This is a genomic window from Bradyrhizobium betae, assembly GCF_004123905.1.
Classification (GTDB): domain Bacteria; phylum Pseudomonadota; class Alphaproteobacteria; order Rhizobiales; family Xanthobacteraceae; genus Bradyrhizobium; species Bradyrhizobium betae_A.
Window position 1 is genome coordinate 17440 of record NZ_MZXW01000015.1, and the last position, 22303, is coordinate 39742.

Consider the following 22303-nt stretch of genomic DNA (forward strand, 5'->3'; position numbering starts at 1 on the left):
GTTTCGCGGGCTAGGCCGGGTCCGTCCCCAATGAACTAACCCCGCCGCCGCGGACTGCTTCCGGGCTGCCGCTGAAGGCGGCGACCAATTTTTCCAGGACCGGCGAAAAGCCGCCGTCGGACGGGACGATCGCCGCGGAGGACGGCAGTTCCGACGTTCGGTGGCAGGCCGTTGCATGTCCGATGCCATCCGGGACGAGCTGTGGCATTTCGCTGCGGCAGCGGTCGATGACATAGGGGCAACGGGTGTGGAAGCGGCACCCCGGCGGCGGATTGAGCGCGCTGGGGATCTCCCCTTGCAGCACAATCCGGCTGCGCTTTGCCTGCGGTTTAGGCACCGGGATCGCGGACAGCAGCGCCCGACTATAGGGATGGCCGGGTGCTGCGAACAGCGCGTCCGCCTCGGCCGTCTCGACGATCTGGCCGAGGTTCATCACCGCGACGTGGTCGGCGATGTGCTTGACCACGGCGAGGTCGTGCGAGACGAAAATATAAGCCAGCCCAAGCCGGTCCTGAAGCTCGCGCAGCAGATTGAGGATTTGCGAGCGGATCGAGACGTCCAGCGCCGAGACCGGCTCGTCGCAGATGATCAGTTTCGGCTCGACCGCGAGCGCGCGGGCAATCGCGATGCGCTGGCGCTGGCCGCCGGAGAATTCGTGCGGATAGCGTCGCGCGAGCCGCGGCTCTAGCCCAACCAGCCGCAAGATTTCCGCGACGCGCTCGTGCCGCTGCGCCGATGGCACGAGGTTGTGCAGCGCCAGCGGCTCGGTCAGGATCTGGCCGACCGTCATGCGCGGGTTGAGCGAGGCGTAGGGGTCCTGAAAGATGATCTGCGCCTCGCGGCGGAAGGCACGCAGCGTGTTGGCGTCGAGCGAGAGGAGATCGCGGCCCTCGAAGCGGATCGCACCCTCATCCGGCTCGATCAGCCGCAGCACCAGGCGGCTGACGGTGGATTTGCCGCAGCCGGATTCGCCGACCAGCGCCAGCGTCATTCCGGCTTCGAGCGAGAAGGACACGCCGTCGACCGCCTTGACATGCGCCAGCGCCCGGCCGAACAGCGAGCGCTCGGCGACGAAATGCTTGACCAGGCCTTCGACCTCGAGCAGCGCCATCACGACACCAACAGTTCGAGCGGCGCGCGGATGCAGCGCGAAAGGTGGCCAGGGCTGACTTCAACCAGCGGCGGCTGCGCCCTGGTGCAGGCCTCGAGCACGAACGGACAGCGCGCGGCGAAGCGGCAGCCGGCTGGCGGCTGCGCCATGTTCGGCACCATGCCTTCGATGGTCGCAAGCTGCTCGGCGCGATGGTCGAGTCGCGGGATCGAGCCGAGCAGGCCGACCGTGTAGGGGTGCTGCGGCGTGGCGAACAATTCGTCCACCGGCGCGCGCTCGACGATCTCGCCGGCATACATCACCGCGACCTCGTCGCAGACTTCGGCGACCACGCCGAGATCGTGCGTGATCAGGATGATCGCGGCGCCGCTTGCCGCCTTCAATTCGCGCATCAGCTCCAGGATCTGCGCCTGCAGGGTGACGTCGAGTGCGGTGGTCGGCTCGTCCGCGATCAGCAGGCGCGGATCGCAGGCCAGCGCCATCGCGATCATGACGCGCTGGCGCATGCCGCCGGAGAGCTTATGCGGGTATTCGTCGATGCGCCGCTCGGGCGAGGGAATGTGGACGCGCCGCAGCAGCTCGATCGCCCGCTGGCGCGCGCTCTTCCGCGAGCCGCCGCGATGACGCAAAATCGTTTCGATGATCTGGTCGCCGATTGTAAAGCTCGGGTTGAGCGAGGTCATCGGCTCCTGAAAAATCATCGCGAGCCGGTTGCCGCGCAGATCGCGCAGCGTCTGGTCAGGAGTCTTCAGCAGATCAAAGCCGTCGAAGCGGATCGCGCCTGATATTTCCGCGCTCTGCTTTGGTAGCAATCCCATGATTGCGAGCGACGTCACGCTCTTGCCGCAGCCGGATTCGCCGACGAGACCGAGCGTGGCGCCATTGGCGACGCTGAGATCGACGCCGTCGACCGCGTGGGTGACGCGGCCATCGTCACCGTGAAAGCGGATACGGAGATCCCTAATCTCGATGAGGGGGCTCGCGCTCATGATGACCTTGCACGCGCTGCGGCGATGCTGGCGTCGATGATGCTGCGATCGGTGTTGCCGGCCGGGTTCCGCCGCGTCGGCATGGAAGAGCGGAAATGCACCCAGAGCTCGTGGCTGACCTTTTCGAGTCGTTCGAGCTCGCCGAGCGGATCGGGATGATCGTCGGCGCGAATGTCCAGCACCGGCCATTCCTCCTCGCCATGGATCAGCAAGGCCGCGGATTGCTTGCCGCGCTTGTCGCCGCCGGCTGCCTCGCCCGCACGCATCGCCGCGAGCAGGCGGGCCGGGAAGGGCAGGCTGTCATTGGCGATATAGGTTTTTGCGGTCTCGTCGAGCACGTCGGCGCCCGCGAGCATATTGCCGGCAATGGAGAAGCCGCTACCGGCGATGTGCCCGCACCAGTCGACGCAGTCGCGCCCCGTATGCGCGGCGATCTCGCCGCTGGCATCCATGATGTGGATCTGCCGGCTCTCGCGGCCATCGTCGGTCGCGAGCAAGGCGGCGAGCACGTCATGTGCGTTCAGGCCGTCACGCAGCAGCTTGACGCCGTCGATGCCGTAATAGGGATTGACGAAGGCCTGCGTCGCGATCGCGCCGAGGCCGGCGGCGATATAGGGCACGCGCGCCCCGACGGCGAAGAAGCGGGTCGCGACCGCAATGCCGAACTGGCCGGTGGCAGAATCTCGCGCAATGATCGACCAGGTCATGTGCTGCCTTCAGCGCCCTGCGGCGTAGCCCTGCATGCCGCGCGGATTGGCGGCGGCGCGTCGGCGCACCCCGACGCGCGAGGCGGCGGTGAGGCGGCCTTCGGACCAGTCGGGGCCGACCTCGACGATATGCCCGCGCTCGCGAAGGTTCTCGATCGTCGCCTTCGGCACGCGGTTCTCGACCACGAGCACGCCGGGACGGGCGGTGCGCGGCCAGAACGAGATCGGGAAATGCTCGGAGTGCCAGGCCGGCGCGTCGATGGCCTCCTGGAGATTAAGGTTGCAATGGACGTGGCGCAGAAAAAATTGCGTGATCCACTGATCCTGCTGGTCGCCGCCGGGCGAGCCCCAGGCCAGATACGGCTCGCCGTCGCGTAGCGCCATGGTCGGCGACAGCGTCGTGCGCGGCCGCTTGCCCGGCGCGAGCGAGCTCGGTTGGTTCTCCTCCAGATCGAACATTTGGGCGCGGCTACCGAGGCAGAAACCCAGCTCGGGAATGACAGGCGAGGATTGCAGCCAACCGCCGGACGGTGTCGACGAGACCATGTTGCCGGCTTTGTCGATGATGTCGAAATGCACGGTGTCGCCGCGCACTTCGCCAAAGCGCCCAACCGTCGGTTCGCCGGCGCCGAGCGCGCCCACGGCCTCGCGCTGGCCTTCGGCGCGGCGCAGCTTGACCACGCCACCAAGGCCCTCGACCGCGCCGGGCCGGAGATCGAGCGAAGCTTTCTCGGTAACCAACTTGCGGCGTTCGTCGTTATAGGCGTCCGACAGCAGCGTTGCGATCGGGATCTCGCTGAACTTGGGATCGCCGTAGAATTTTTCGCGGTCGGCGAAGGCGAGCTTTGCGCATTCGATCTGGAGATGGATGAATTCCGGCCCGGTCGGGTCGAGCCCGTCGAGCGCAAATCCCTTCAAGAGCGCGAGCTGTTGGAGCGTCACGGGGCCCTGGCTCCAGACGCCGGCCTTGCAGACGGTGTAGCGGCCATAGTCGTAGGTGAGTGGGGCCTCGATGGTTGGCTGCCAGCGTGCCATGTCGTCGGCGGAGAGGACGCCGCGATGCGGCGAGCCGCTGACGTCCATCACCTCTTGGGTCCGGCAGAACTTGTCGATGGCTTCCGCGACAAAACCTTGCGACCAAGCTTTGCGCGCACGCTCGATCTCGGCGTCGCGGCCTCCACCACCGCTCTCGGCTTCGCTGAGAATCCGGGCGTAGGTCGCGGCCAGCGTCTTGTTGGTGAAGAGCGTGCCGGGCCTCGGCACTTCGCCGTTTGGCAGATAGACTGCGGCCGACGTCGGCCAATGCTTGCGGAACAATTGCTCGACAGTCTGGATCGTGGCGCAGGCGCGCTCGACCAGCGGATAGCCGTCGCGCGCATAAGAGATCGCGGGCTCCAGCACGTCGCGCACGCGCATCGTGCCGTAGTCGCGGAGCAGCATCATCCAGGATTCGAAGGTGCCGGGGACACAGGCCGCGAGCAGGCCGGTGCCGGGCACCATGTCGAGGCCTTCGCTCTTGTAGTGCGCGATGGTGGCGCGCGCCGGCGCCGGGCCCTGGCCGCAGATCACCTCGGTGCGGCCGCGCTTCACGTCATGGACGATAATAGGCACGTCGCCGCCGGGACCGTTCAGATGTGGCTCGACAACCTGGAGCGTGAAGGCGGTGGCGACGCCGGCATCGAAGGCGTTGCCGCCCTTTTCGAGGACGGCCATGCCGACGGCGGTCGCGATCCAGTGTGTGGTGGCGACGACCCCGAACGTGCCCTCGATCTCGGGGCGCGTCGTGAAAGGATCGGGATTGACGTTGCTGGCCATGGCTACCTCATTTGCGGCGCGCGCAATTGATCACAGCCGATGCTGGGATGCCAAATGCACAGGCCGCATGGCACGCACGCGTCACGCTGGGACCGGCGCGGTGTTCACTGCGTGACAGGCGACGCCGTCGATCAGTTCCGGGGCTTCCTTGCGGCACAGATCGAACGCCAGCGGGCATCGCGGATTGAAGGCGCAGCCGGGGGGCGGATTGATCGGGTTCGGGATCTCGCCCTTCACCGGAATGCGCTGGCGGCCGCTCATGGCGAGATCGGGCACGGCGCCCAATAGCATCTTGGTGTAGGGCATGCGCGGCCGGGCAAACAGTTCGCGGCCCTCGGCGATCTCGACGATGCGGCCAAGATACATCACGCCGACGCGGCTCGCCATGTGGCGGACCACGGCGAGGTTGTGACTGATGAACATGTAGGTCAGGCCGAACTTGTCCTGGAGGTCGCGCATCAGGTTCAGGATCTGCGCCTGAACGGAGACGTCGAGTGCCGAGGTCGGCTCGTCGCAGACGATGAATTCGGCTTCGGAGGCAAGCGCCCGGGCGATCGCAATGCGCTGGCGCTGGCCGCCGGAGAATTCGTGCGGGAATTTCAGCCGGTCGTCCGGATGCAGGCCGACGAGACTGAGAAGTTCGCCGACGCGGGTCTGGATGTCGCGCTCGCCCTGGATCAGGTCGAAGGCGCGGATCGGCTCGGAGATGATGGCATCGACGCGGAAGTGTGGGTTCAGGCTTGCATAGGGATCCTGGAAGATCATCTGGATGCGGCGGCGCAGCTTGCGCCGCGCCTGGGCCTGCCGCGGATCGGTCATCGAGACGCCGTCGATCAGGACGTCGCCGGAACTCGGCGGCAACAGGCCGACGACCATGCGCGCCACCGTGGTTTTGCCCGAGCCGGACTCGCCGACCAGCGCAAAAGTCTCGCCCTTCCTGATGTCGAAGGTGACGTGATCGACGGCCTTGAGATATTCGAGCTGCCCCCCTTCGAGCACGCGGTTGAGCCATGGCTTCGAGACGTCGAAGACGCGGCGCAGATTTGTGGCCTGAACGAAGGGCGTGCTCATGCCGCGCTCTCCGCCGGGACAGTGTCGTAGAGATGGCAGGCAACCGACTGTGTGCCGCGCGGCAGCGGCTCCGGCCTATCGATCCGGCAGCGATCGAAGGCGGATGCGCAGCGCGGATTGAACGAGCAGCCGCGCGGGATCGCCGACAGCCGCGGCATCGAGCCGGGGATCTGCACCAGACGCTTGTCGTCGCCGGCAAGCGTCGGGATCGCGCCCATCAGGCCCTTGGCGTAGGGGTGCAGTGGGTTCTTCACGACGTCCTGCACCGGGCCGATCTCGGCGACACGGCCGGCATACATGACGGCCACGCGGTCCGAGGTCTCGGCGATCACGCCCATGTCGTGGGTCACCAGCATCACGGCCGTGCCGTGGTCACGGCCCAGCCGCTTGATCAGCGAGATGATCTGCGCCTGCACGGAGACGTCGAGCGCGGTGGTCGGCTCGTCCGCGATGATCAGCTCCGGCTCGGCGCAGATCGCAAGCGCAATCACGACGCGCTGGCGCATGCCGCCGGAGAACTCGTGGGGATAGCCGTCGATGCGCTTCTCCGGCGCGGGAATGCCGACTTCGGCGAGCAGGTCGATGGCGCGGCGGCGGGCGGCCGTCTCGGACAGATTGAGGTGGGTCCGGATCGTCTCGACGAGCTGGTCGCCGACCTTGTACAGCGGATTGAGCGAGGTGAGCGGATCCTGGAAGATCATGCCGATGCGCTTGCCCCGGATACGGCGCATCTCCTCCGGCGGCAGATTGTCGATGCGCAAGCCGGCGAGACGAATCTCGCCGCCGGCAATGCGGCCGGGCGGATCGATCAGGCCGATCACCGCGAGGCCCGTGACGGACTTGCCGGCGCCGGATTCGCCGACCACCCCCAACACCTCGCCCTTGGCGATGTCGAAGGAGACGCCGTCGATGGCGCGCAACGTGCCGCGGCGGGCGGCGAACTCCACCTGGAGATTGCGTACGGAGAGAACGGGTTCGGTCATGAACGCTGCATACTCATCGAAGCTTTGGGTTGAGGGCGTCGCGCAGCCAGTCGCCGAGCAGGTTGATCGACAGGATGAGCGCCGCGAGTGCGATGCCGGGAAATGCGACGATCCACCATTCGCCTGCGAACAGATAGCCGTTGCCGATGCGGATCAGCGTGCCCAGCGACGGCATGGTCTCGGGCATGCCCGAGCCGAGGAATGATAGTGTCGCTTCGGTGATGATGGCGAGCGCGAGATTGATGGTGGCGATGACGAGGATCGGCCCCATCGTGTTCGGCAGCACGTGGCGCAGCATGATCACGGGGGCAGGCAGGCCGATCAGCTGCGCGGCGGCGACATAGTCCTTGTTCTTCTCGACCAGCACAGAGCCGCGCACTGTGCGGGCATACTGCACCCAGAAGCTCAGGCCGATGGCGAAGACCAGCACGGCCAGCATGCTCATCTCGTCGAGCTTGTTGCCGAACACCGATTTGGCGATGCCGTTGATCAGGAGTGCGATCAGGATGGCCGGAAACGAAAGCTGCACGTCGGCGATGCGCATGATCAGTCCGTCGACGGCGCCGCCGAAATAGCCGGCCGTCAGCCCGAGCAGGATGCCGATCGCGCCGGAGAGGACTACGCCGAGCACGCCGACGAGGAGCGAGATACGCAGGCCGTAGAGGATCGCGGACAGCACGTCGCGACCCTGCTCGTCGGTGCCGAGCAGGAACGGGCTCTGGCCGTCAGCGGTCCAGAGCGGCGAGATGCGGGAATTCATCAGCTGGAGCTGCGCCGGATCGAACGGATTCTGTACCGACAACACCGAGGCAAAGATCGCGATCAGGAAGAACAGCAGCGTTACGGCCGCTGCGATCATGGTGATCTTGGAGCGACGGAACGAATAGAACAAATCGCTATCGAGCGCGCGCCTGAACCAGCCGGGTGCGGCGGCAGCACGTGTCTCGGCAGTGTGCGGAACGACGGCTTCGCTCATCTCAATGCGCCCGGCTGACCGTCGAGCGCAGCCGCGGATCGACGATGGTGTAGAGGATATCAACCACGAGATTGATGGTGACGAAGATCAGGGAGACCATCATCAGATAGGCTGCCATGATCGGGATATCGACATTCTGAACGGCCTGCACGAACAGGAGCCCCATGCCCGGCCACTGGAACACGGTCTCGGTGATGATGGCAAAAGCAATGACCGAGCCAAATTGCAGGCCCGCGACGGTGATCACGGGAACCAGCGTGTTGCGCAGCGCGTGACCGAAATGGATCGCCCGCGTGGTCAGCCCGCGGGCGCGGGCAAAGCGGATGTAGTCGGTGCGCATGACTTCGAGCATTTCGGCGCGCACCAGCCGCATGATCAAGGTCATCTGGAACAGGCCGAGCGTGATCGAAGGCATGATCAGCGCCTTCAGCCCCGAAAGCGTCAGGAGGCCTGTCGTCCACCAGCCGATATGGACGACATCACCCCGTCCGAACGAGGGCAGCCAGCCGAGGGTCACCGAGAACAGGTAGATCATGAGAACGCCGATCAGGAAGGTCGGCAGCGAGATGCCGATCAGCGAGACGGCCTGGAAGACATGTGCGAGCCAGCTGTCGCGACGCAGCGCGGAATAGACGCCCATCAGGATGCCGCTGACCATGGCGAAGATCGTGGCAACGATGGCCAGCTCCAGCGTAGCCGGCATCCGCTCCATCAAGAGATTGGTGACGGGCAGGCGGAACTGATAGGACACGCCGAACTTGAACTGCGCGGCGTTGCCGATATAGCGACCGAATTGCACGATCACGGGATCGTCGAGACCGAGCGACTTGCGGATCGCGGCGCGCTCGGCGCCCGACGTATCCATCCCGACCATCTGATTGACGGGATCGCCGGCGAAGCGAAACATCGAGAACGAGATGATCCCGACGGCGATCATGACGCCAATGGCCTGGATGGCCCGGCGCAGTGTGAAAGCGAGCATCTGTTCCTTTCACATCTCTTCAGCGGCACGCATCATCGCGTTAGCCCGAAACAGCAAGTCCCGGAAGCCGGAGCTCCCGGGACTTCACAACTTGTCAACACCTACTCGTCCTGTTTGGTCGCCCAGTAGAGCATGACCATGTTGTCCGCACGCTGGGTCAGCTTCACCTTCTTCGACACGCCCCAGGCGAGCGCCTGCTGGTGCAGCGGCACATAGGCCCAGTCCTTCATCGAGACCTCGAAAGCCTGCTTGATCAGTTGATCGCGCTTGGCCGTATCGGATTCCACGAGAACCTTGTCGGCGAGCTCGTCGAACTGCCTGTTGCAATAACCGGCGAGATTGGCTTCGCCGCGGTTGGGATCCTTCGGGTCATCCCGGCAACCCATGATGTCGTGCAGCACGTTCTGGGAGTCGAGCGTATCGGGAGTCCAGCCCAGCATGTACAGCGAAGTTTTGTAACCGCCGGGCTTCAGCACCTTGGCGAAATACTGGGCCTTCGGTTGCGCCAGCAAATCCACCTTGATGTTGATGCGGGCAAGCATGCCGACGATGGCCTGGCAGATCGCGGCGTCGTTGACGTAGCGATCATTCGGGCAGTCCATCGTCACCTCGAAACCGTCGGCATAGCCGGCGTCCGCCAGAAGCTTCTTGGCAGCGTCGGGATCGAACTTCGGCCGGGTGAGGTCCTTCGCGGCAAAGATCTCCGGGGCGACCATCAAAGCGGATGGCGTGGACAGGCCGCGCATGACGCGATTCTTGATCAGGTCGACGTCGATCGCCCGGTAAACCGCTTCACGAACGCGAACGTCCTTGAACGGGTTCTTGCCCTTGATGTTGGAATAGAGGAGCTCGTCGCGCGCCTGATCCATGCCGACGAAGATGGTGCGGAGCTCAGGTCCCGTCAGCACGGTTGCGTTGGGGCTCGCCTTGACGCGCTCGATGTCCTGCACCGGAACCGGCTCGATCACGTCGACTTCGCCGGACAACAGGGCCGCGACACGCGTGGCCGGGTTTGCGATCGGCGTGAAGATGATCTCCTTCAGATTATGCTCCGGCTTGCGCCACCAGTTCGGGTTGGCCTTGTAGACGGTCTTCACGCCCGGCTGATGGCTCTCGATGGTGAAGGCTCCGGTGCCGTTTTCATGGAGCGAGGCATAGCTCGGGGTCGTCGCGGCTGCGGGCGTCGGTGCCACCGCATCGTTCGCCTCTGCCCATTTTTTGTCCATGATGTACCAGGTCGCCCACAGTGCCGTCAGGATCGGATTGGGCGAGGTCAGGACGAAATCAACGGTGTAATCGTCGATCTTGACGACCTTGGCATCGGCGGGAACGCGGCTCTGAAAATTCGAACCTTTGGCTCGCACGCGCTCGGCCGAGAACACCACGTCATCAGCGGTGAAGGGATCGCCGTTGTGGAACTTCACGTCCTTGCGCAGGTGAAAGCGCCAGCGGGTCGGCTCCGGGGTCTCCCAGCTTTCGGCGAGCGCCGGGATGATCTTCAGGTCCTTGCCGCGGGCCACCAGGCCCTCATAGACATGACCGAGATGCGCACTGGTGGTCGACTCGTTCAGCGTGTAGGGGTCGAGCGATTTCAGCTCACCCTGGTTGGCGTAGCGCAGCGTCTGGCTCGACGCCGGCGAGATCGCCAACGCAAGCGCACCGGCGAGCGTCGCCGCAAACAGACTTCGTCCGACTAACATTCTTGACCCTCTCCACTTGCCCGCACCGTCATTTTTGATTGTTCGGTGGGGCCGATCGATCCATGTTGCCCAGAGTTCTCGACCCGTGCAAGCGCCATTCCAGCAAGGAACGCGCCAAGTTGCACCGCTGTGCAGCAATGCTGACCGGCAATTTGGGGGCGAAAGGTCAGGCGGCGATATTCAACTTTCGACCTGCCCGGGGAATAAACCTGGAAAGGCCTCGCAGGCTGCCCGGCGAAGCGATTTGGTTGACCATACTTGCCGATCTTGAAAACCGGGGCCCAGCCGCCAGCCTCAGGTCGCTTGCGTTGCACACCATGTCGCGGCGATACTGCGGCAGGCCGCTCGAATCTCGTCCGGAGGGGACATGAAAGTTAATATCGAAATCGACTGCACCCCCCTCGAGGCCCGCCAGTTCTTCGGATTACCCGACGTGATGCCGATGCAGAACGCCGTGATGGACAAGCTGCAGCAGCAGATGATGTCCAACATCGAAAAGGTCTCGCCGGAATCGCTGATCCAGAGCTGGTTCACCTTCGATCCCAAGATCGCCGAGCGGTTTCAGGACATGTTCGTCACCATGGCCGGCCTCGGCAGCTCACGTAGCAGCGACAAGAAGAAATAATGCCGTCCGGGCCGGACGGGCCGCAGGATTCAGGCCGGCTTCGTCCGCCGGGCCTTGGTTTGCTGCTCGCCGAAGCCCGCGGACTTCTGGAGTTCAATGCAAGCCTGTTGCTGTCGCCGCTCCTGATGCGCGCGCCCAGGGGCGATGGCCATCCGGTGCTGGCGCTACCGGGCTTTCTCGCCAGCGATCTCTCGATGGCGCCGATGCGGCGCTATCTCGGCGAGCTCGGCTATGAGGCGCATGCCTGGCGGATGGGCCGCAATCTCGGTGGGCTCGGGCGGATGCGGGAAGCCTTGCGCGCCCGCCTCGCCGAGATCCACGCCGCGAGCGGGCGCAAGGTCAGCCTGGTCGGGTGGAGCCTTGGCGGCGTCTATGCCCGGGATCTCGCGCTCCAGGCACCCGAGATGGTCCGTTATGTCGTCACGCTTGGCAGTCCGTTTGCCAACGACGTGCGGGCGACCAACGCCACGCGGCTCTACGAGGCGCTGTCCGGCGAGCGGGTCGAGGATTTTGCCGAACTGCGCGAGGCGATCGCCGGCGATCTGCCGGTGCCGGCGACGTCGATCTATTCGCGCGCCGACGGCGTCGTGAACTGGCGGACCTGCCTGCTGCGTTCCTCCGACCGCGCCGAGAATATCGAGGTGCATCTGGCGAGCCATATCGGGCTCGGTGTGAACCCCGCGGCGCTGTGGGCCGTGGCGGACCGCCTGGCGCAACCGGAGGGGGAGTTCTGGCCATTTGACCGGGCGGGTCCGTTTGCCATTGCATATGCCCCGCCGGAGCGGGCAGTATCGGCCTGACGAGAAGCGCCTGAAGGCGCCCGTCAAGACTCTCGGGAGGGAACTATGGCTGACGGTAAGAAGCTGTCGTCGCTGGACGCATCATTTCTTTATCTGGAAACGCCTGAGATGCCGATGCATGTCGGCAGCATGGCGATCTTTCGCCTGCCCGACGACTACAAGGGCGACTTCTTCGAAGACTTCAAGGCGATGATCGTCTCGCGCCTGCACGTCGCGCCGATCCTCAAAGCGCGGCTGGAGAAGGCGCCGCTCGACATCGATCATCCCTCCTGGGTCGAGGACGATCAGTTCGACATCGACCGTCACATCTTCCGCGCCAGCCTGCCGCAGCCGCGCGACCGCGCCACGCTCGAACGCATCGTCGGCTGGATGCACGCAAAACTCCTGAACCGCGCGCGTCCGCTCTGGGAGTTTTACGTGTTCGAGGGCATGAAGGACAACGAGGTCGGGCTCTACTCCAAGATGCATCATGCGGCCATCGACGGCGGCGCTGGCGCGGCGCTGACCAACATGATCTACGACATCTCTCCGGTCCCGCGGCAGGTCGATCCGCCGGCGGCGGGCAGCAAACCCGGACAGGAGCCGCGCGACATCGCGGCCAATTTGCTCGATTCCTATCAGCAGCTCTTCACTCAGCCGCTCGACGCCTCGGCCGCGGCGAAGAATTTGCAACTGCCGCGCACCGGCAAGAGCGACATCGGCTCGATCCTGTTCGACAACGCGATGTACCAGATCGAGAGCGCGGTGCGCTTCGCCGGCAACATCCCGACCATGGTCAAGAGTGTCTCCGAGGTGCTTGGCAAGATCTCCGATCCGAAGTCGCGAGAAAGCCTCGCCAGCATGGTGTCGCCGCCGACCATGCTGAACAAATCGATCTCGTCCGAGCGCAGCTTTGCCGGTGTCTCGATCTCGTTGTCGCGATCCAAGGCGCTAGCCAAGCAGGCCGGCGGCAAGCTCAACGACGTCGTGCTCGCGCTCGCCTCTGGCGTGGTCCGGCGCTACCTCAAGCAGTATGCCACGCTGCCGGCAAAATCGCTGACTGCGGCTGTGCCGATCTCGCTGCGCGAGGAGGGCAACACCGAGGCCAACAATCAGGTGTTCGGCATGATCTGCTCGATCGCGACCGACATCGACGATCCCAAGGCGCGGCTGGAAGCCATTATTGCGCAATCGACCAAATCCAAGGAAATGTCGCATCCGCTGCGGGCGTTGATGCCGCAGGTTTCCAACATTTCGATGCTGGGTGCACCGATCATCGTGCAGATCATGGCGCTGCTTTACAGCCGCTCCGACTTGTCGAACGTGCTGCCGCCGGCGGCCAACATCACGGTGTCCAACGTGCCGGGGCCGCGGCAGACGCTCTACGCTGCGGGTGCCGAACTGCTGCACATCTTCCCGGTGTCGATCTCCACGCATGGGCAGGCGCTCAACATCACCGTGCAGAGCTATCGCGACCAGCTCGATTTCGGCTTCATCGTCGGCGCCAACATCATTCCGCATGTGCAGGTGATGTGCGACATGCTGCCGGAGGAGTTTGCCGCGCTGGAAGCGGCCTACACGCCGCCGGCGGCGAACATCAGAGGCGCCGCGGAATAGGGGAGTCGTGATGATTGAAATGCCGCCGCTCAAGTTCGTGCAGACGAACGGAATCCGCATGGGCTATTACGAGGCGGGCCCGGTCACGGACACCCCGCCGATCGTGCTGTGCCACGGCTGGCCCGAACTCGCCTTCTCCTGGCGCCACCAGATCAAGGCGCTGAGCGAGGCCGGCATCCGCGTGATCGCACCCGATCAGCGCGGCTATGGTGCGACCGATCGGCCCGAGCCGGTCGAGGCCTACGATATTGAGCACCTGACTGGCGATCTGGTCGGCCTGCTCGATCATCTCAAAATCGACAAGGCAATCTTCGTCGGCCACGACTGGGGTGGGTTCATCGTCTGGCAGATGCCGTTGCGGCACGTCGATCGGGTCGCTGGTGTGGTCGGCATCAACACCCCCCATACCAACCGTGCCTGGGCCGATCCGATCGAGCTGTTGCGCGCACGCTTCGGCGAGAAGATGTACATTGTACAGTTCCAGGATCCGGCGCGTGAACCCGACAGGATCTTTGGCAGTCGCGTCGAGCAGACCTTCGACGCATTCATGCGCAAGCCGGCGCCGCGCCCGCCCGATGCGGCGGCTGAGGAAGTGATTGCCGGCGTGGGCGCTTCGCCGCGGGTCAATCTGGCGTTTCCACAGATGATTGCGGCTTATGACGCGAAGCACGATCCGCGCACGCCGATCCTGTCACCGGAAGAGAAAAAAGTGTTCGTCGAGAATTTCACCAGAACGGGCTTCACCGGCGGCATCAATTGGTACCGCAACATGTCGCGCAACTGGATGCGCGCCGAAGGACTCGATCATACGGTGCGCGTGCCGTCGCTAATGATCATGGCCGAGAACGACGCGGTGTTGCCGCCGTCTTCCGCCGACGGCATGGACAAGCTGATTCCAGATCTCGAAAAATATCTGGTCCGCGACAGCGGTCATTGGACGCAGCAGGAGAAGCCGGAGGAGGTCAGCGCCAAGCTGATCGAATGGCGTAGAAGGCGGTTTGGCTAATTCGTCATTGTGAGTGACTTGTCCGCCGTAGCTCGAAGAGCGAAGGCGGTAGCGAAGCAATCCAGAAAGCTCGCGGTAGTGGAAATCTGGATTGCTTCCTCGCAAGAGCTCCTCGCAATGACGAGGCTACTAAGGGGGAAGCACTTTTAATGTCATCCAAGAACCGTCTGGATCCGATTCCGCAGCCGCCGACCAAGCCTGTCGTCGGCAACATGCTGTCGCTGGACTCGGCTGCGCCGGTGCAGCATTTGGCCCGGCTTGCGAAGGAGCTGGGCCCGATCTTCTGGCTCGACATGATGGGCTCGCCGATCGTCGTCGTCTCCGGCCACGATCTCGTCGATGAGCTCTCCGACGAAAAACGTTTCGACAAAACGGTGCGCGGCGCGCTGCGGCGCGTGCGTGCGGTCGGCGGCGACGGCCTGTTCACCGCGGACACCCGCGAGCCGAACTGGAGCAAGGCGCATAACATCCTGCTCCAGCCCTTCGGCAACCGCGCCATGCAGTCCTACCATCCGAGCATGGTCGATATCGCCGAGCAGCTCGTCAACAAATGGGAGCGGCTCAACGCCGACGACGAGATCGACGTCGTCCACGACATGACGGCGCTGACGCTGGATACGATCGGCCTGTGCGGCTTCGAATACCGCTTCAATTCGTTCTACCGCCGCGACTACCATCCCTTCGTCGAGTCGCTGGTGCGCTCGCTCGAAACCATCATGATGACGCGTGGCCTGCCGTTCGAGCAGCTCTGGATGCAGAAGCGGCGCAAGACCATGGGCGAAGACGTCGCCTTCATGAACAAGATGGTCGACGAGATCATCGCCGAGCGGCGCAAGAACGCAGAGGGGATCGACGACAAGAAGGACATGCTCGCCGCGATGATGACCGGCGTCGACCGCTCGACCGGCGAGCAGCTCGACGACGTCAACATCCGCTACCAGATCAACACGTTCCTGATCGCCGGCCACGAGACCACCAGCGGCCTGTTGTCGTGCGCGATCTATGCGCTGCTGAAACACCCCGACATCCTCAAGAAGGCCTATGACGAGGTCGATCGCGTCCTCGGTCCCAATGTCGATGTGCGTCCGACTTATCAGCAGGTCACGCAGCTCACCTACATCACGCAGATTTTGAAGGAGTCGCTGCGGCTGTGGCCGCCGGCGCCGGCCTACGGCATCTCGCCGCTCAACGACGAGACCATCGCCGGCGGAAAGTACAAGCTCAGGAAGGGCACGTTCACCACCATTCTGGTGACGGCGCTGCATCGCGATCCCAGCGTTTGGGGCCCCAACCCCGATGCCTTCGATCCCGAGAATTTCAGCCGTGAAGCCGAGGCAAAACGGCCGATCAATGCCTGGAAGCCGTTCGGCAACGGCCAGCGCGCCTGCATCGGCCGCGGCTTTGCCATGCATGAGGCCGCGCTTGCGCTTGGCATGATCCTCCAGCGCTTCAAGCTGATCGACCACCAGCGCTATCAGATGCACCTGAAGGAAACGCTGACGATGAAGCCGGAAGGCTTCAAGATCAAGGTGCGTCCGCGCGCCGATCGCGAGCGCGGTGCCTATGGTGGGCCCATCGCGGCTGCCGTTTCGGCGCCGAGGGCGCCACGTCAGCCGACCACGCGGCCCGGCCATAACACGCCGATGCTCGTGCTGTACGGCTCCAATCTCGGCACGGCCGAGGAGCTTGCGACGCGCATGGCCGACCTCGCCGAGATCAACGGCTTTGCCGTGCATCTCGGCCCGCTCGACGATTACGTCGGCAAGCTGCCCCAGGAGGGTGGCGTGCTGATCATCTGCGCCTCCTATAACGGCGCACCGCCGGACAATGCGACGCAGTTCGTCAAATGGCTCGGCGACGATCTGCCCAAGGATGCCTTTGCCAATGTGCGCTACGCCGTGTTCGGCTGCGGCAACAGCGACTGGGCTGCGACCTATCAATCGGTGCCGCGCTTCATCGACGAGAAATTGACTGCGCACGGTGCACGCGCGGTTTATCCGCGCGGCGAGGGCGATGCGCGCAGCGATCTCGACGGCCAGTTCCAGAAATGGTTCCCGGCGGCTGCCCAGATTGCGACCAAGGAATTCGGCATCGACTGGAATTTCACCCGCACCGCGGAAGATGATCCGCTCTACGCGATCGAGCCTGTTGCGGTGACCGCCGTCAACACCATCGTCGCGCAAGGCGGTGCGGTGGCGATGAAGGTGCTGGTCAATGACGAGCTTCAGAACAAGAGCGGGTCGAATCCGTCGGAGCGCTCGACACGCCATATCGAGGTGCAGCTGCCGTCCAACGTCACCTATCGCGTCGGCGATCATTTGAGCGTCGTCCCGCGCAACGATCCGACGCTGGTGGATTCGGTCGCCCGCCGTTTCGGCTTCGTGCCGGCCGACCAGATCAAGCTCCAGGTCGCCGAGGGCCGTCGCGCGCAATTGCCGGTGGGCGACGCCGTGTCGGTCGGCCGTCTGCTCAGCGAGTTCGTGGAGTTGCAGCAGGTGGCGACGCGCAAGCAGATCCAGATCATGGCCGAGCATACCCGCTGCCCGGTCACCAAGCCGAAGCTACTGGCCTTCGTCGGCGAGGAGCCTGAAACGCTCGAGCGTTACCGCAGCGAGATTCTCGCCAGACGCAAATCGGTGTTCGACCTGCTGCTCGAACATCCGGCCTGCGAATTGCCGTTCCACGTTTACCTCGAAATGCTGTCGCTGCTGGCGCCGCGTTATTACTCGATCTCGTCCTCGCCGTCGGTCGATCCGGCGCGTTGCAGCGTCACGGTCGGCGTGGTCGAAGGGCTGGCGGCCTCGGGCCGTGGCGTCTACAAGGGCATCTGCTCGAACTATCTCGCCAATCGCCGCGCAGGCGATGCGATCTACGCGACCGTTCGCGAGACCAAGGCCGGATTCCGACTCCCGGATGATCCGTCCGTGCCTGCTATCATGATCGGGCCGGGCACGGGGCTGGCGCCATTCCGCGGCTTCCTCCAGGAGCGCGCCGCGCGCAAGGCGAGGGGTGCCGCGCTCGGGCCGGCTATGCTGTTCTTCGGCTGCCGCCATCCCGACCAGGATTTTCTCTACGCGGATGAATTGAGGGCACTGGCGGCAAGCGGCATCACCGAGCTGTTCACGGCGTTCTCGCGCGCGGACGGTCCGAAGACCTATGTGCAGCACTTGCTCGCCGCACAGAAGGATAAGGTCTGGCCGTTGATCGAGCAGGGCGCGATCATCTATGTCTGCGGCGACGGCAGCAAGATGGAGCCTGACGTGAAGGCGGCACTGGTTGCGATCCATCGCGAGAAGAGCGGCAGCGATGCGGCTGTCGGTGCTCGCTGGATCGAGGAGATGGGCGCGAAGAACCGCTATGTGCTGGATGTCTGGGCTGGCGGGTGACCGGCGGCCCAATCGTGCTAAAGCTTCTGCATGATTCCCTGGGAAAAACTCGACACCGCCAAAATCCCCGGCTCCGACGAAGAGCTCCGCCTGATGCGGCGCGGCAAGGAGTTCTCCATCAAGCTCGGCACCAACGAGCTGATGAACAACCGCCTGTCGGGCTCCGAGGCCGCACTGGCGACGCTGGCGGCGAAGCAGATCGAGACAGTCGCAAAACCCGTCGTCCTCATCGGCGGCCTCGGTATGGGCTTTACCTTGCGTGCGGCGCTCACCGTGTTTGGGAGCAAGGCCAAGATCGTGGTCTCCGAGCTCGTGCCGGCGGTGGTTGCCTGGGCGCGCGGCCCGATGGCGGAGGTCTTTGGCGACAGTCTCGACGATGTCAGGGTGAAAATCCGGGAAACCGACGTGGGTGAAATCATTCGGGCGCAGCGCTCGGCCTTCGATGCCATCCTGCTCGACGTCGACAACGGACCGGAAGGGCTGACCCGGAAGGGCAATGATGCGCTCTACAGTGCGAGCGGATTGACGGCGGCGAAGACGGCGCTGCGGCCGGGCGGCGTGCTGGCCGTCTGGTCGTCAGGACCAAACCCTGCGTTCACCAAGCGCCTCGGGCGCGCCGGCTTCGATGTCAACGAAGTCGCTGTCCGTGCCACCGGCAGAGGCGGCGGCGCGCGCCACGTGATCTGGATGGCGAAGAAGCAGTAGGGTAGGCAAAGCGCAACGTGCCCGCCATTTTTGGTGTCGTTGCGGAGTGATGGTGGGCACGGCGCGCGAAGAGCGTTTGCCCACCCTGCGAGCTAGAACATCGTGTTGTTGTTCGCAGGGTTTTCCGGGATCGGCTGCACGACGTCCCAGTGCTCGACGATCTTGCCGTTCTCCAGTTTGAAGATGTCGACGATCGCGTTGCCCCTGGTGCCGGGCTCGCGAACCGCGTGAACGTGGAGGATGACGTAGTCGCCATCCACGAAGCTGCGCTTGATCTCGCTGTGCGAGTTCGGAAACTTCTCGCGCAGGAAGCTGATGAACTTGCGGAAGCCGTCGGGGCCATCCGGGGCATTTGGATTGTGCTGGACGTAGCGGTCGCCGACATAGGCGAGGGCGGCATCCGCGTCTTTCTGATTGAGACCCTTCTCGTAGAAGGCAAGTACGGCGGTGCGGTTGGCTTCTTCCTGAGCGCTGCCGGCCATCGCGGCACCGTTGCCGAAGGACACCATGAGTACGAAGGTCGCAATCATTGCGACGGACCGGACGACGAGATGCATATGAACTCCGAGAGGCCGTAGCCTCTGTCTTGCCATTGAGGGAGGCCTGTATAGCTCTCGCGCCGGCCTCCGTTAAGAGAGTAACCGGTAGCTCACATGGTCACCGCGAAGAGACCGGGTCGTCGATCTACGCCGCTTTTGCCGCCGCGCCATGCGCATGCTTGTCGATGGCGCGGATGATCTCCGGCCAGAAACGCATTGGCAGCGCGTGGCCCATGCCATCGATCATCAACAGCTTTGCGCCCGGAATGGACTCCGCCGTGTCTTTGCCGCCTTCGGGACGGACCAGCGGATCGACGGTGCCGTGGATCACCAGCGTCGGCGTCGTCACCGCATGCAGCCGTTCCTTGCGGCTGCCGGAGGCGAGCACGGCGCGGAGCTGCCGGCCGACACCGGCCGGATTGAGCCCGCGCGCGAATACGCGCTCGGCACGATCGAGATCGAGCGCTTCCTCTTCCGGAAACGACCCCGCGCGCAGCACCTTCCAGGTCTGGCCGAAGCGGACGATGAACTCCTCCTTGCTCTGCGGCGGCGGCGCCATCAGCATCGCGGCGGCCTCGCGGGTCGGTGGCGGCACGCGTGGATTGCCTGTCGTCGACATGATCGAGGTGAGCGAGCGCACGCGGTCGGGGAACGACAGCGTCGCCTCCTGTGCGATCATGCCGCCCATGGACGCCCCCACCAGATGCGCCGACTTGATGCCGAGCGCATCCATCAGGGCGACCGTATCCCTGGCCATGTCGATCAGCTTGTAGGTCGCGGCCACGGGAATCCTGAGGAAGCGCAGTTTCAACAGCTCGAGCGGCGTCAGCCGCTTGCCGCCCGTGAGATGGCTCGACTTTCCGATGTCGCGATTGTCGAAGCGGATCACGCGAAAGCCGTGCACGGCCAGCTGTTCGCAGAATGCATCGTCCCAATGGATCATCTGGGCGCCTAACCCCATGATCAGCAGCAACGGCTCGGCATTGTCGTTGCCAAAAATCTCGTAGCAGATGTCGATGCCGTTGGCGTGAACGGTTTGGGGTGGCTGATGAGCGGTCACGGATTCGTTCCCTCGCTGCTGGTTCATGCTGTATCGCACGGTTTCACGCCGCAAAGAAGCCGTGTGCGCCGCACCGTACACCTGCCGGTTGACCGCTCCCTCGCAACGGTGTGGTATGGCGAAAAAAGAAGGGCATCGCAGCTCTCGATATCAGGAGGACGCCGATGACCAAAGAGATCAACGACCCCGTCGCCATGTGGCAGAAGATGGTTGGGGACATGGAGAAGGGGTTCAACTCCTTCGCCAACCAGGCCATGTCGTCGCCCGAATTTTCGCAAGTCGTGAACCGTGCGGGCGGAGTTGCTGCAGGTGCTCAGAAGCAACTTGGCGAGCTCATGGAGAAATACCTCGTCACGATGAATCTGCCGAGCCGGGAGCAAGTCACGGCGCTCGCGGAACGGCTGCAGTCGATCGAATCCCAGATCGGCGAGATGAAGTCGATACTGAGCCAGATGGCGGCAAGTTCCGGCATCTCGCAAAGTTTCGACGAGGTATCGCGGCCGCCGCGGACGAAGCGTCCGCCCTCCGAAAGCGGAGAGCAAAAATGAACGCGCCGACGGGACTTGATTTCGCATCCATCCCGGAGCGCATCCAGTCCGAGGTGCAGCGCGCCATCCAGCGCAGCATCAAGGGCGTCGAGTATTTCTCGACCTCCGGTCCCACACTCGGCTCGACGCCGAAGGACGTGCTGCATTCGCGCGGCACGATGAGCCTCTATCACTACCGGCCGATGTCGGACGAGATCTACCGCGTGCCGGTGCTGATCGTGATGGCCACTACCAACCGCGGCTATATCCTCGACCTCGTGCCCGGGCAGAGTTTCATCGAGTTTCTCCTGAAACGCGGCTACGACGTCTACATGCTCGACTGGAGCGCGCCGCGGCCGGAGGAGAAGAGCCTGCGGATGGAGGACTACGTCCTCGACTTCATCCCGGATTGCGTCCGCCGCGTACAACAGGATTCCGGCGAGCAGGACGTTTCCATCATCGGCTATTGCTTCGGCGGGGTGCTGTCGCTGCTCTACGGCTCGATCCACAAGGACGGGCCGATGAAGAATCTGATCTGCTTCACCACGCCGATCGATTTCCGCGAGATGAAGCTGTTCTCCAATTTCTCCGACCGCCGCTATTTCGACGTCGACCACCTCGTCGACAGCGTCGGCAACGTGCCGCCGGAAATGATCCTGTCCTCGTTCGAGATGCTGCGCCCGGCCTCGCGCACGGTGAGCCAGATCCAGCTGTGGGAGAACATCTGGAATGACGAATTCGTGAAATCCTACCGGATGTTCGACCGCTGGGCGACCGACACGCTGCCGCTCGCCGGCGAATATTTCCGCGCAATCACAAAAGACCTGATGTGGGACAACAAGCTGTTTAACGACACCATGTCGGTCGGCGGCCGCGCGGCGAAACTCGAGGACATCAAGGTGCCATTCCTGCACGCCGTTGCCGAGCACGATCACATCGTGCCCTATGATGCGGCCAAGCACCTGATCGCCAAGATCGGGTCCGAGGACAAGGAAGAGGTGATGCTGAAAGGCGGTCATGTCTCGCTGGTCGCCGGCGCCAATGCGGTGAAGCGGCTGTGGCCGAAACTGGACTCCTGGCTAGGGAAGAGATCGATATGAGTGAGCAGCGTTCCTATCCGCGTCACGTCAAGACCGATGCCGGCGATATCGAGATCCGCGTGATGTCTCCCGCGGACGAGGCCGCGGTGCTCGCCTTCGGCAAGGGCCTGCCGCCTCACGATCTCCTTTTCCTGCCGCGTAACATCAGCGAGCCAAAAGTTCTGTCGGCCTGGGTCAAGGAGATCGAGCGCGGCGCGATCACGAGCCTTCTTGCCGTGAAGGACGCTAAAGTCGTCGGCTGCGGCACGCTGGTGCGCGATCCGCACTCGTGGTCGCCCCATGTCGGCGAGATCCGCATGGTGGTCTCGGTCGACGTACGCGGGAAGGGGGTGGGGCGGGCGCTGTCGCAGGAGACCTTTGCACTCGCGCTCGGCGCCGGTCTGGAAAAGCTCTCGGTCCAGATGACTGTAGACCAGCAGGCCGCGATCGCGCTGTTCGAGAGCCTCGGCTTCAAGGCCGAGGCGCTGTTGCGGGACCATGTGCGGGACGTCGATGGCAAAACCCACGACATTGTCGTGCTCGGCCACAACATTGCGCAGGCCCAGGCCCAGATGGAGGCCTACGGGCTGCCAGGCGCCGTCCAGCATTAGGCTTCGCCCGGGAACCCGACTGGCTACGGAAGCAC

General features: G+C 64.1%; 20 protein-coding genes. 9 read left to right on the plus strand and 11 right to left on the minus strand.

Annotated elements, in window-relative coordinates; all coding sequences use genetic code 11:
* Nucleotides 1-10: 10 nt before the first annotated feature.
* From B5V03_RS07955 to B5V03_RS07995, 9 genes are all read right to left on the minus strand, one after another.
* Complete coding sequence (locus tag B5V03_RS07955; RefSeq protein WP_164987865.1) at nt 11-1111, minus strand: ABC transporter ATP-binding protein; 1101 nt, start codon at nt 1109-1111, stop codon at nt 11-13.
* Nucleotides 1111-2100 carry an ABC transporter ATP-binding protein gene (locus B5V03_RS07960; protein WP_129268883.1) on the minus strand — a complete coding sequence of 330 codons (990 nt, stop codon included), beginning with the start codon at nt 2098-2100 and terminating at the stop codon, nt 1111-1113. The genes B5V03_RS07955 and B5V03_RS07960 overlap by 1 nt, the downstream gene beginning before the upstream one ends.
* Complete coding sequence (locus B5V03_RS07965; protein ID WP_129268885.1) at nt 2097-2807, minus strand: DUF1028 domain-containing protein; 711 nt, start codon at nt 2805-2807, stop codon at nt 2097-2099. The genes B5V03_RS07960 and B5V03_RS07965 overlap by 4 nt, the downstream gene beginning before the upstream one ends.
* 9 nt (nt 2808-2816) lie before the next feature.
* The gene (locus B5V03_RS07970; RefSeq protein ID WP_129268887.1) at nt 2817-4622 is read right to left on the minus strand and encodes a gamma-glutamyltransferase family protein; all 1806 of its coding nucleotides are present in this window, start codon (nt 4620-4622) and stop codon (nt 2817-2819) included.
* Between the two features lie 81 nt (nt 4623-4703).
* Entirely contained in the window at nt 4704-5693 is a 990-nt protein-coding gene (locus B5V03_RS07975; protein ID WP_129268889.1) for an ABC transporter ATP-binding protein, read from the minus strand.
* Entirely contained in the window at nt 5690-6676 is a 987-nt protein-coding gene (locus B5V03_RS07980; protein WP_129268891.1) for an ABC transporter ATP-binding protein, read from the minus strand. Before B5V03_RS07980 ends, B5V03_RS07975 begins: the two co-directional genes overlap by 4 nt.
* 13 nt (nt 6677-6689) lie before the next feature.
* On the minus strand, nt 6690-7652 hold the full coding sequence (locus B5V03_RS07985; RefSeq protein WP_129268893.1) for an ABC transporter permease: 963 nt from the start codon (nt 7650-7652) through the stop codon (nt 6690-6692).
* A 1-nt stretch (nt 7653) separates the two neighbouring features.
* Nucleotides 7654-8634: an ABC transporter permease gene (locus tag B5V03_RS07990; protein ID WP_129268895.1), complete on the minus strand. Its 981-nt coding sequence runs from the start codon at nt 8632-8634 to the stop codon at nt 7654-7656.
* 101 nt (nt 8635-8735) lie between these two features.
* A complete protein-coding gene (locus B5V03_RS07995) occupies nt 8736-10334 on the minus strand; it encodes an ABC transporter substrate-binding protein (RefSeq protein WP_129268897.1) in 1599 nt (532 codons plus the stop codon).
* A gap of 367 nt (nt 10335-10701) precedes the next feature.
* Between B5V03_RS07995 and B5V03_RS08000 the strand changes: the two genes are divergently transcribed.
* From B5V03_RS08000 to B5V03_RS08025, 6 genes are all read left to right on the plus strand, one after another.
* Nucleotides 10702-10959, plus strand: coding sequence for a DUF6489 family protein (locus B5V03_RS08000; RefSeq protein ID WP_129268899.1), 258 nt, complete (start codon nt 10702-10704; stop codon nt 10957-10959).
* On the plus strand, nt 10959-11759 hold the full coding sequence (locus B5V03_RS08005; protein WP_129268901.1) for an esterase/lipase family protein: 801 nt from the start codon (nt 10959-10961) through the stop codon (nt 11757-11759). The genes B5V03_RS08000 and B5V03_RS08005 overlap by 1 nt, the downstream gene beginning before the upstream one ends.
* 45 nt (nt 11760-11804) lie before the next feature.
* A complete protein-coding gene (locus tag B5V03_RS08010; RefSeq protein WP_129268903.1) occupies nt 11805-13355 on the plus strand; it encodes a wax ester/triacylglycerol synthase family O-acyltransferase in 1551 nt (516 codons plus the stop codon).
* 10 nt (nt 13356-13365) lie between these two features.
* Nucleotides 13366-14361, plus strand: a complete 996-nt coding sequence (locus tag B5V03_RS08015; protein ID WP_129268905.1) for an alpha/beta fold hydrolase — start codon at nt 13366-13368, stop codon at nt 14359-14361.
* A gap of 149 nt (nt 14362-14510) precedes the next feature.
* Entirely contained in the window at nt 14511-17747 is a 3237-nt protein-coding gene (locus tag B5V03_RS08020) for a bifunctional cytochrome P450/NADPH--P450 reductase (protein WP_129268907.1), read from the plus strand.
* Nucleotides 17748-17777: 30 nt separating this feature from the next.
* Nucleotides 17778-18452: a spermidine synthase gene (locus tag B5V03_RS08025; RefSeq protein WP_129268909.1), complete on the plus strand. Its 675-nt coding sequence runs from the start codon at nt 17778-17780 to the stop codon at nt 18450-18452.
* 92 nt (nt 18453-18544) lie between these two features.
* Here the strand turns inward: B5V03_RS08025 and B5V03_RS08030 are convergent, their stop codons facing one another.
* Nucleotides 18545-19009 (minus strand): nuclear transport factor 2 family protein, encoded by a 465-nt coding sequence (locus tag B5V03_RS08030; protein WP_129268911.1) that lies wholly within the window; start codon nt 19007-19009, stop codon nt 18545-18547.
* 127 nt (nt 19010-19136) lie between these two features.
* On the minus strand, nt 19137-20051 hold the full coding sequence (locus B5V03_RS08035; protein ID WP_129268913.1) for an alpha/beta fold hydrolase: 915 nt from the start codon (nt 20049-20051) through the stop codon (nt 19137-19139).
* Between the two features lie 164 nt (nt 20052-20215).
* Between B5V03_RS08035 and B5V03_RS08040 the strand changes: the two genes are divergently transcribed.
* From B5V03_RS08040 to B5V03_RS08050, 3 genes are read left to right on the plus strand one after another with little or no spacing between them, the layout of a single operon-like run.
* Nucleotides 20216-20599, plus strand: a complete 384-nt coding sequence (locus B5V03_RS08040) for a hypothetical protein (protein ID WP_129268915.1) — start codon at nt 20216-20218, stop codon at nt 20597-20599.
* Nucleotides 20596-21678 carry a PHA/PHB synthase family protein gene (locus B5V03_RS08045; RefSeq protein WP_129268917.1) on the plus strand — a complete coding sequence of 361 codons (1083 nt, stop codon included), beginning with the start codon at nt 20596-20598 and terminating at the stop codon, nt 21676-21678. Before B5V03_RS08040 ends, B5V03_RS08045 begins: the two co-directional genes overlap by 4 nt.
* Entirely contained in the window at nt 21675-22268 is a 594-nt protein-coding gene (locus B5V03_RS08050) for a GNAT family N-acetyltransferase (RefSeq protein WP_164987867.1), read from the plus strand. The genes B5V03_RS08045 and B5V03_RS08050 overlap by 4 nt, the downstream gene beginning before the upstream one ends.
* Nucleotides 22269-22303: the final 35 nt, after the last annotated feature.

Excerpts from the sequence above, each read along its gene's own strand:
- B5V03_RS08040 (WP_129268915.1), top strand. The coding sequence starts at position 20,216 with ATGACCAAAGAGATCAACGACCCCGTCGCCATGTGGCAGAAGATGGTT.
- B5V03_RS07960 (WP_129268883.1), bottom strand. The coding sequence starts at position 2,100 with ATGAGCGCGAGCCCCCTCATCGAGATTAGGGATCTCCGTATCCGCTTT.
- B5V03_RS08025 (WP_129268909.1), top strand. The coding sequence starts at position 17,778 with ATGATTCCCTGGGAAAAACTCGACACCGCCAAAATCCCCGGCTCCGAC.
- B5V03_RS07975 (WP_129268889.1), bottom strand. The coding sequence starts at position 5,693 with ATGAGCACGCCCTTCGTTCAGGCCACAAATCTGCGCCGCGTCTTCGAC.
- B5V03_RS07990 (WP_129268895.1), bottom strand. The coding sequence starts at position 8,634 with ATGCTCGCTTTCACACTGCGCCGGGCCATCCAGGCCATTGGCGTCATG.
- B5V03_RS08045 (WP_129268917.1), top strand. The coding sequence starts at position 20,596 with ATGAACGCGCCGACGGGACTTGATTTCGCATCCATCCCGGAGCGCATC.
- B5V03_RS08020 (WP_129268907.1), top strand. The coding sequence starts at position 14,511 with ATGTCATCCAAGAACCGTCTGGATCCGATTCCGCAGCCGCCGACCAAG.
- B5V03_RS07985 (WP_129268893.1), bottom strand. The coding sequence starts at position 7,652 with ATGAGCGAAGCCGTCGTTCCGCACACTGCCGAGACACGTGCTGCCGCC.
- B5V03_RS07955 (WP_164987865.1), bottom strand. The coding sequence starts at position 1,111 with ATGGCGCTGCTCGAGGTCGAAGGCCTGGTCAAGCATTTCGTCGCCGAG.
- B5V03_RS08050 (WP_164987867.1), top strand. The coding sequence starts at position 21,675 with ATGAGTGAGCAGCGTTCCTATCCGCGTCACGTCAAGACCGATGCCGGC.
- B5V03_RS07995 (WP_129268897.1), bottom strand. The coding sequence starts at position 10,334 with ATGTTAGTCGGACGAAGTCTGTTTGCGGCGACGCTCGCCGGTGCGCTT.
- B5V03_RS07965 (WP_129268885.1), bottom strand. The coding sequence starts at position 2,807 with ATGACCTGGTCGATCATTGCGCGAGATTCTGCCACCGGCCAGTTCGGC.
- B5V03_RS07980 (WP_129268891.1), bottom strand. The coding sequence starts at position 6,676 with ATGACCGAACCCGTTCTCTCCGTACGCAATCTCCAGGTGGAGTTCGCC.
- B5V03_RS08005 (WP_129268901.1), top strand. The coding sequence starts at position 10,959 with ATGCCGTCCGGGCCGGACGGGCCGCAGGATTCAGGCCGGCTTCGTCCG.
- B5V03_RS08030 (WP_129268911.1), bottom strand. The coding sequence starts at position 19,009 with ATGCATCTCGTCGTCCGGTCCGTCGCAATGATTGCGACCTTCGTACTC.
- B5V03_RS08010 (WP_129268903.1), top strand. The coding sequence starts at position 11,805 with ATGGCTGACGGTAAGAAGCTGTCGTCGCTGGACGCATCATTTCTTTAT.
- B5V03_RS08000 (WP_129268899.1), top strand. The coding sequence starts at position 10,702 with ATGAAAGTTAATATCGAAATCGACTGCACCCCCCTCGAGGCCCGCCAG.
- B5V03_RS08015 (WP_129268905.1), top strand. The coding sequence starts at position 13,366 with ATGATTGAAATGCCGCCGCTCAAGTTCGTGCAGACGAACGGAATCCGC.
- B5V03_RS07970 (WP_129268887.1), bottom strand. The coding sequence starts at position 4,622 with ATGGCCAGCAACGTCAATCCCGATCCTTTCACGACGCGCCCCGAGATC.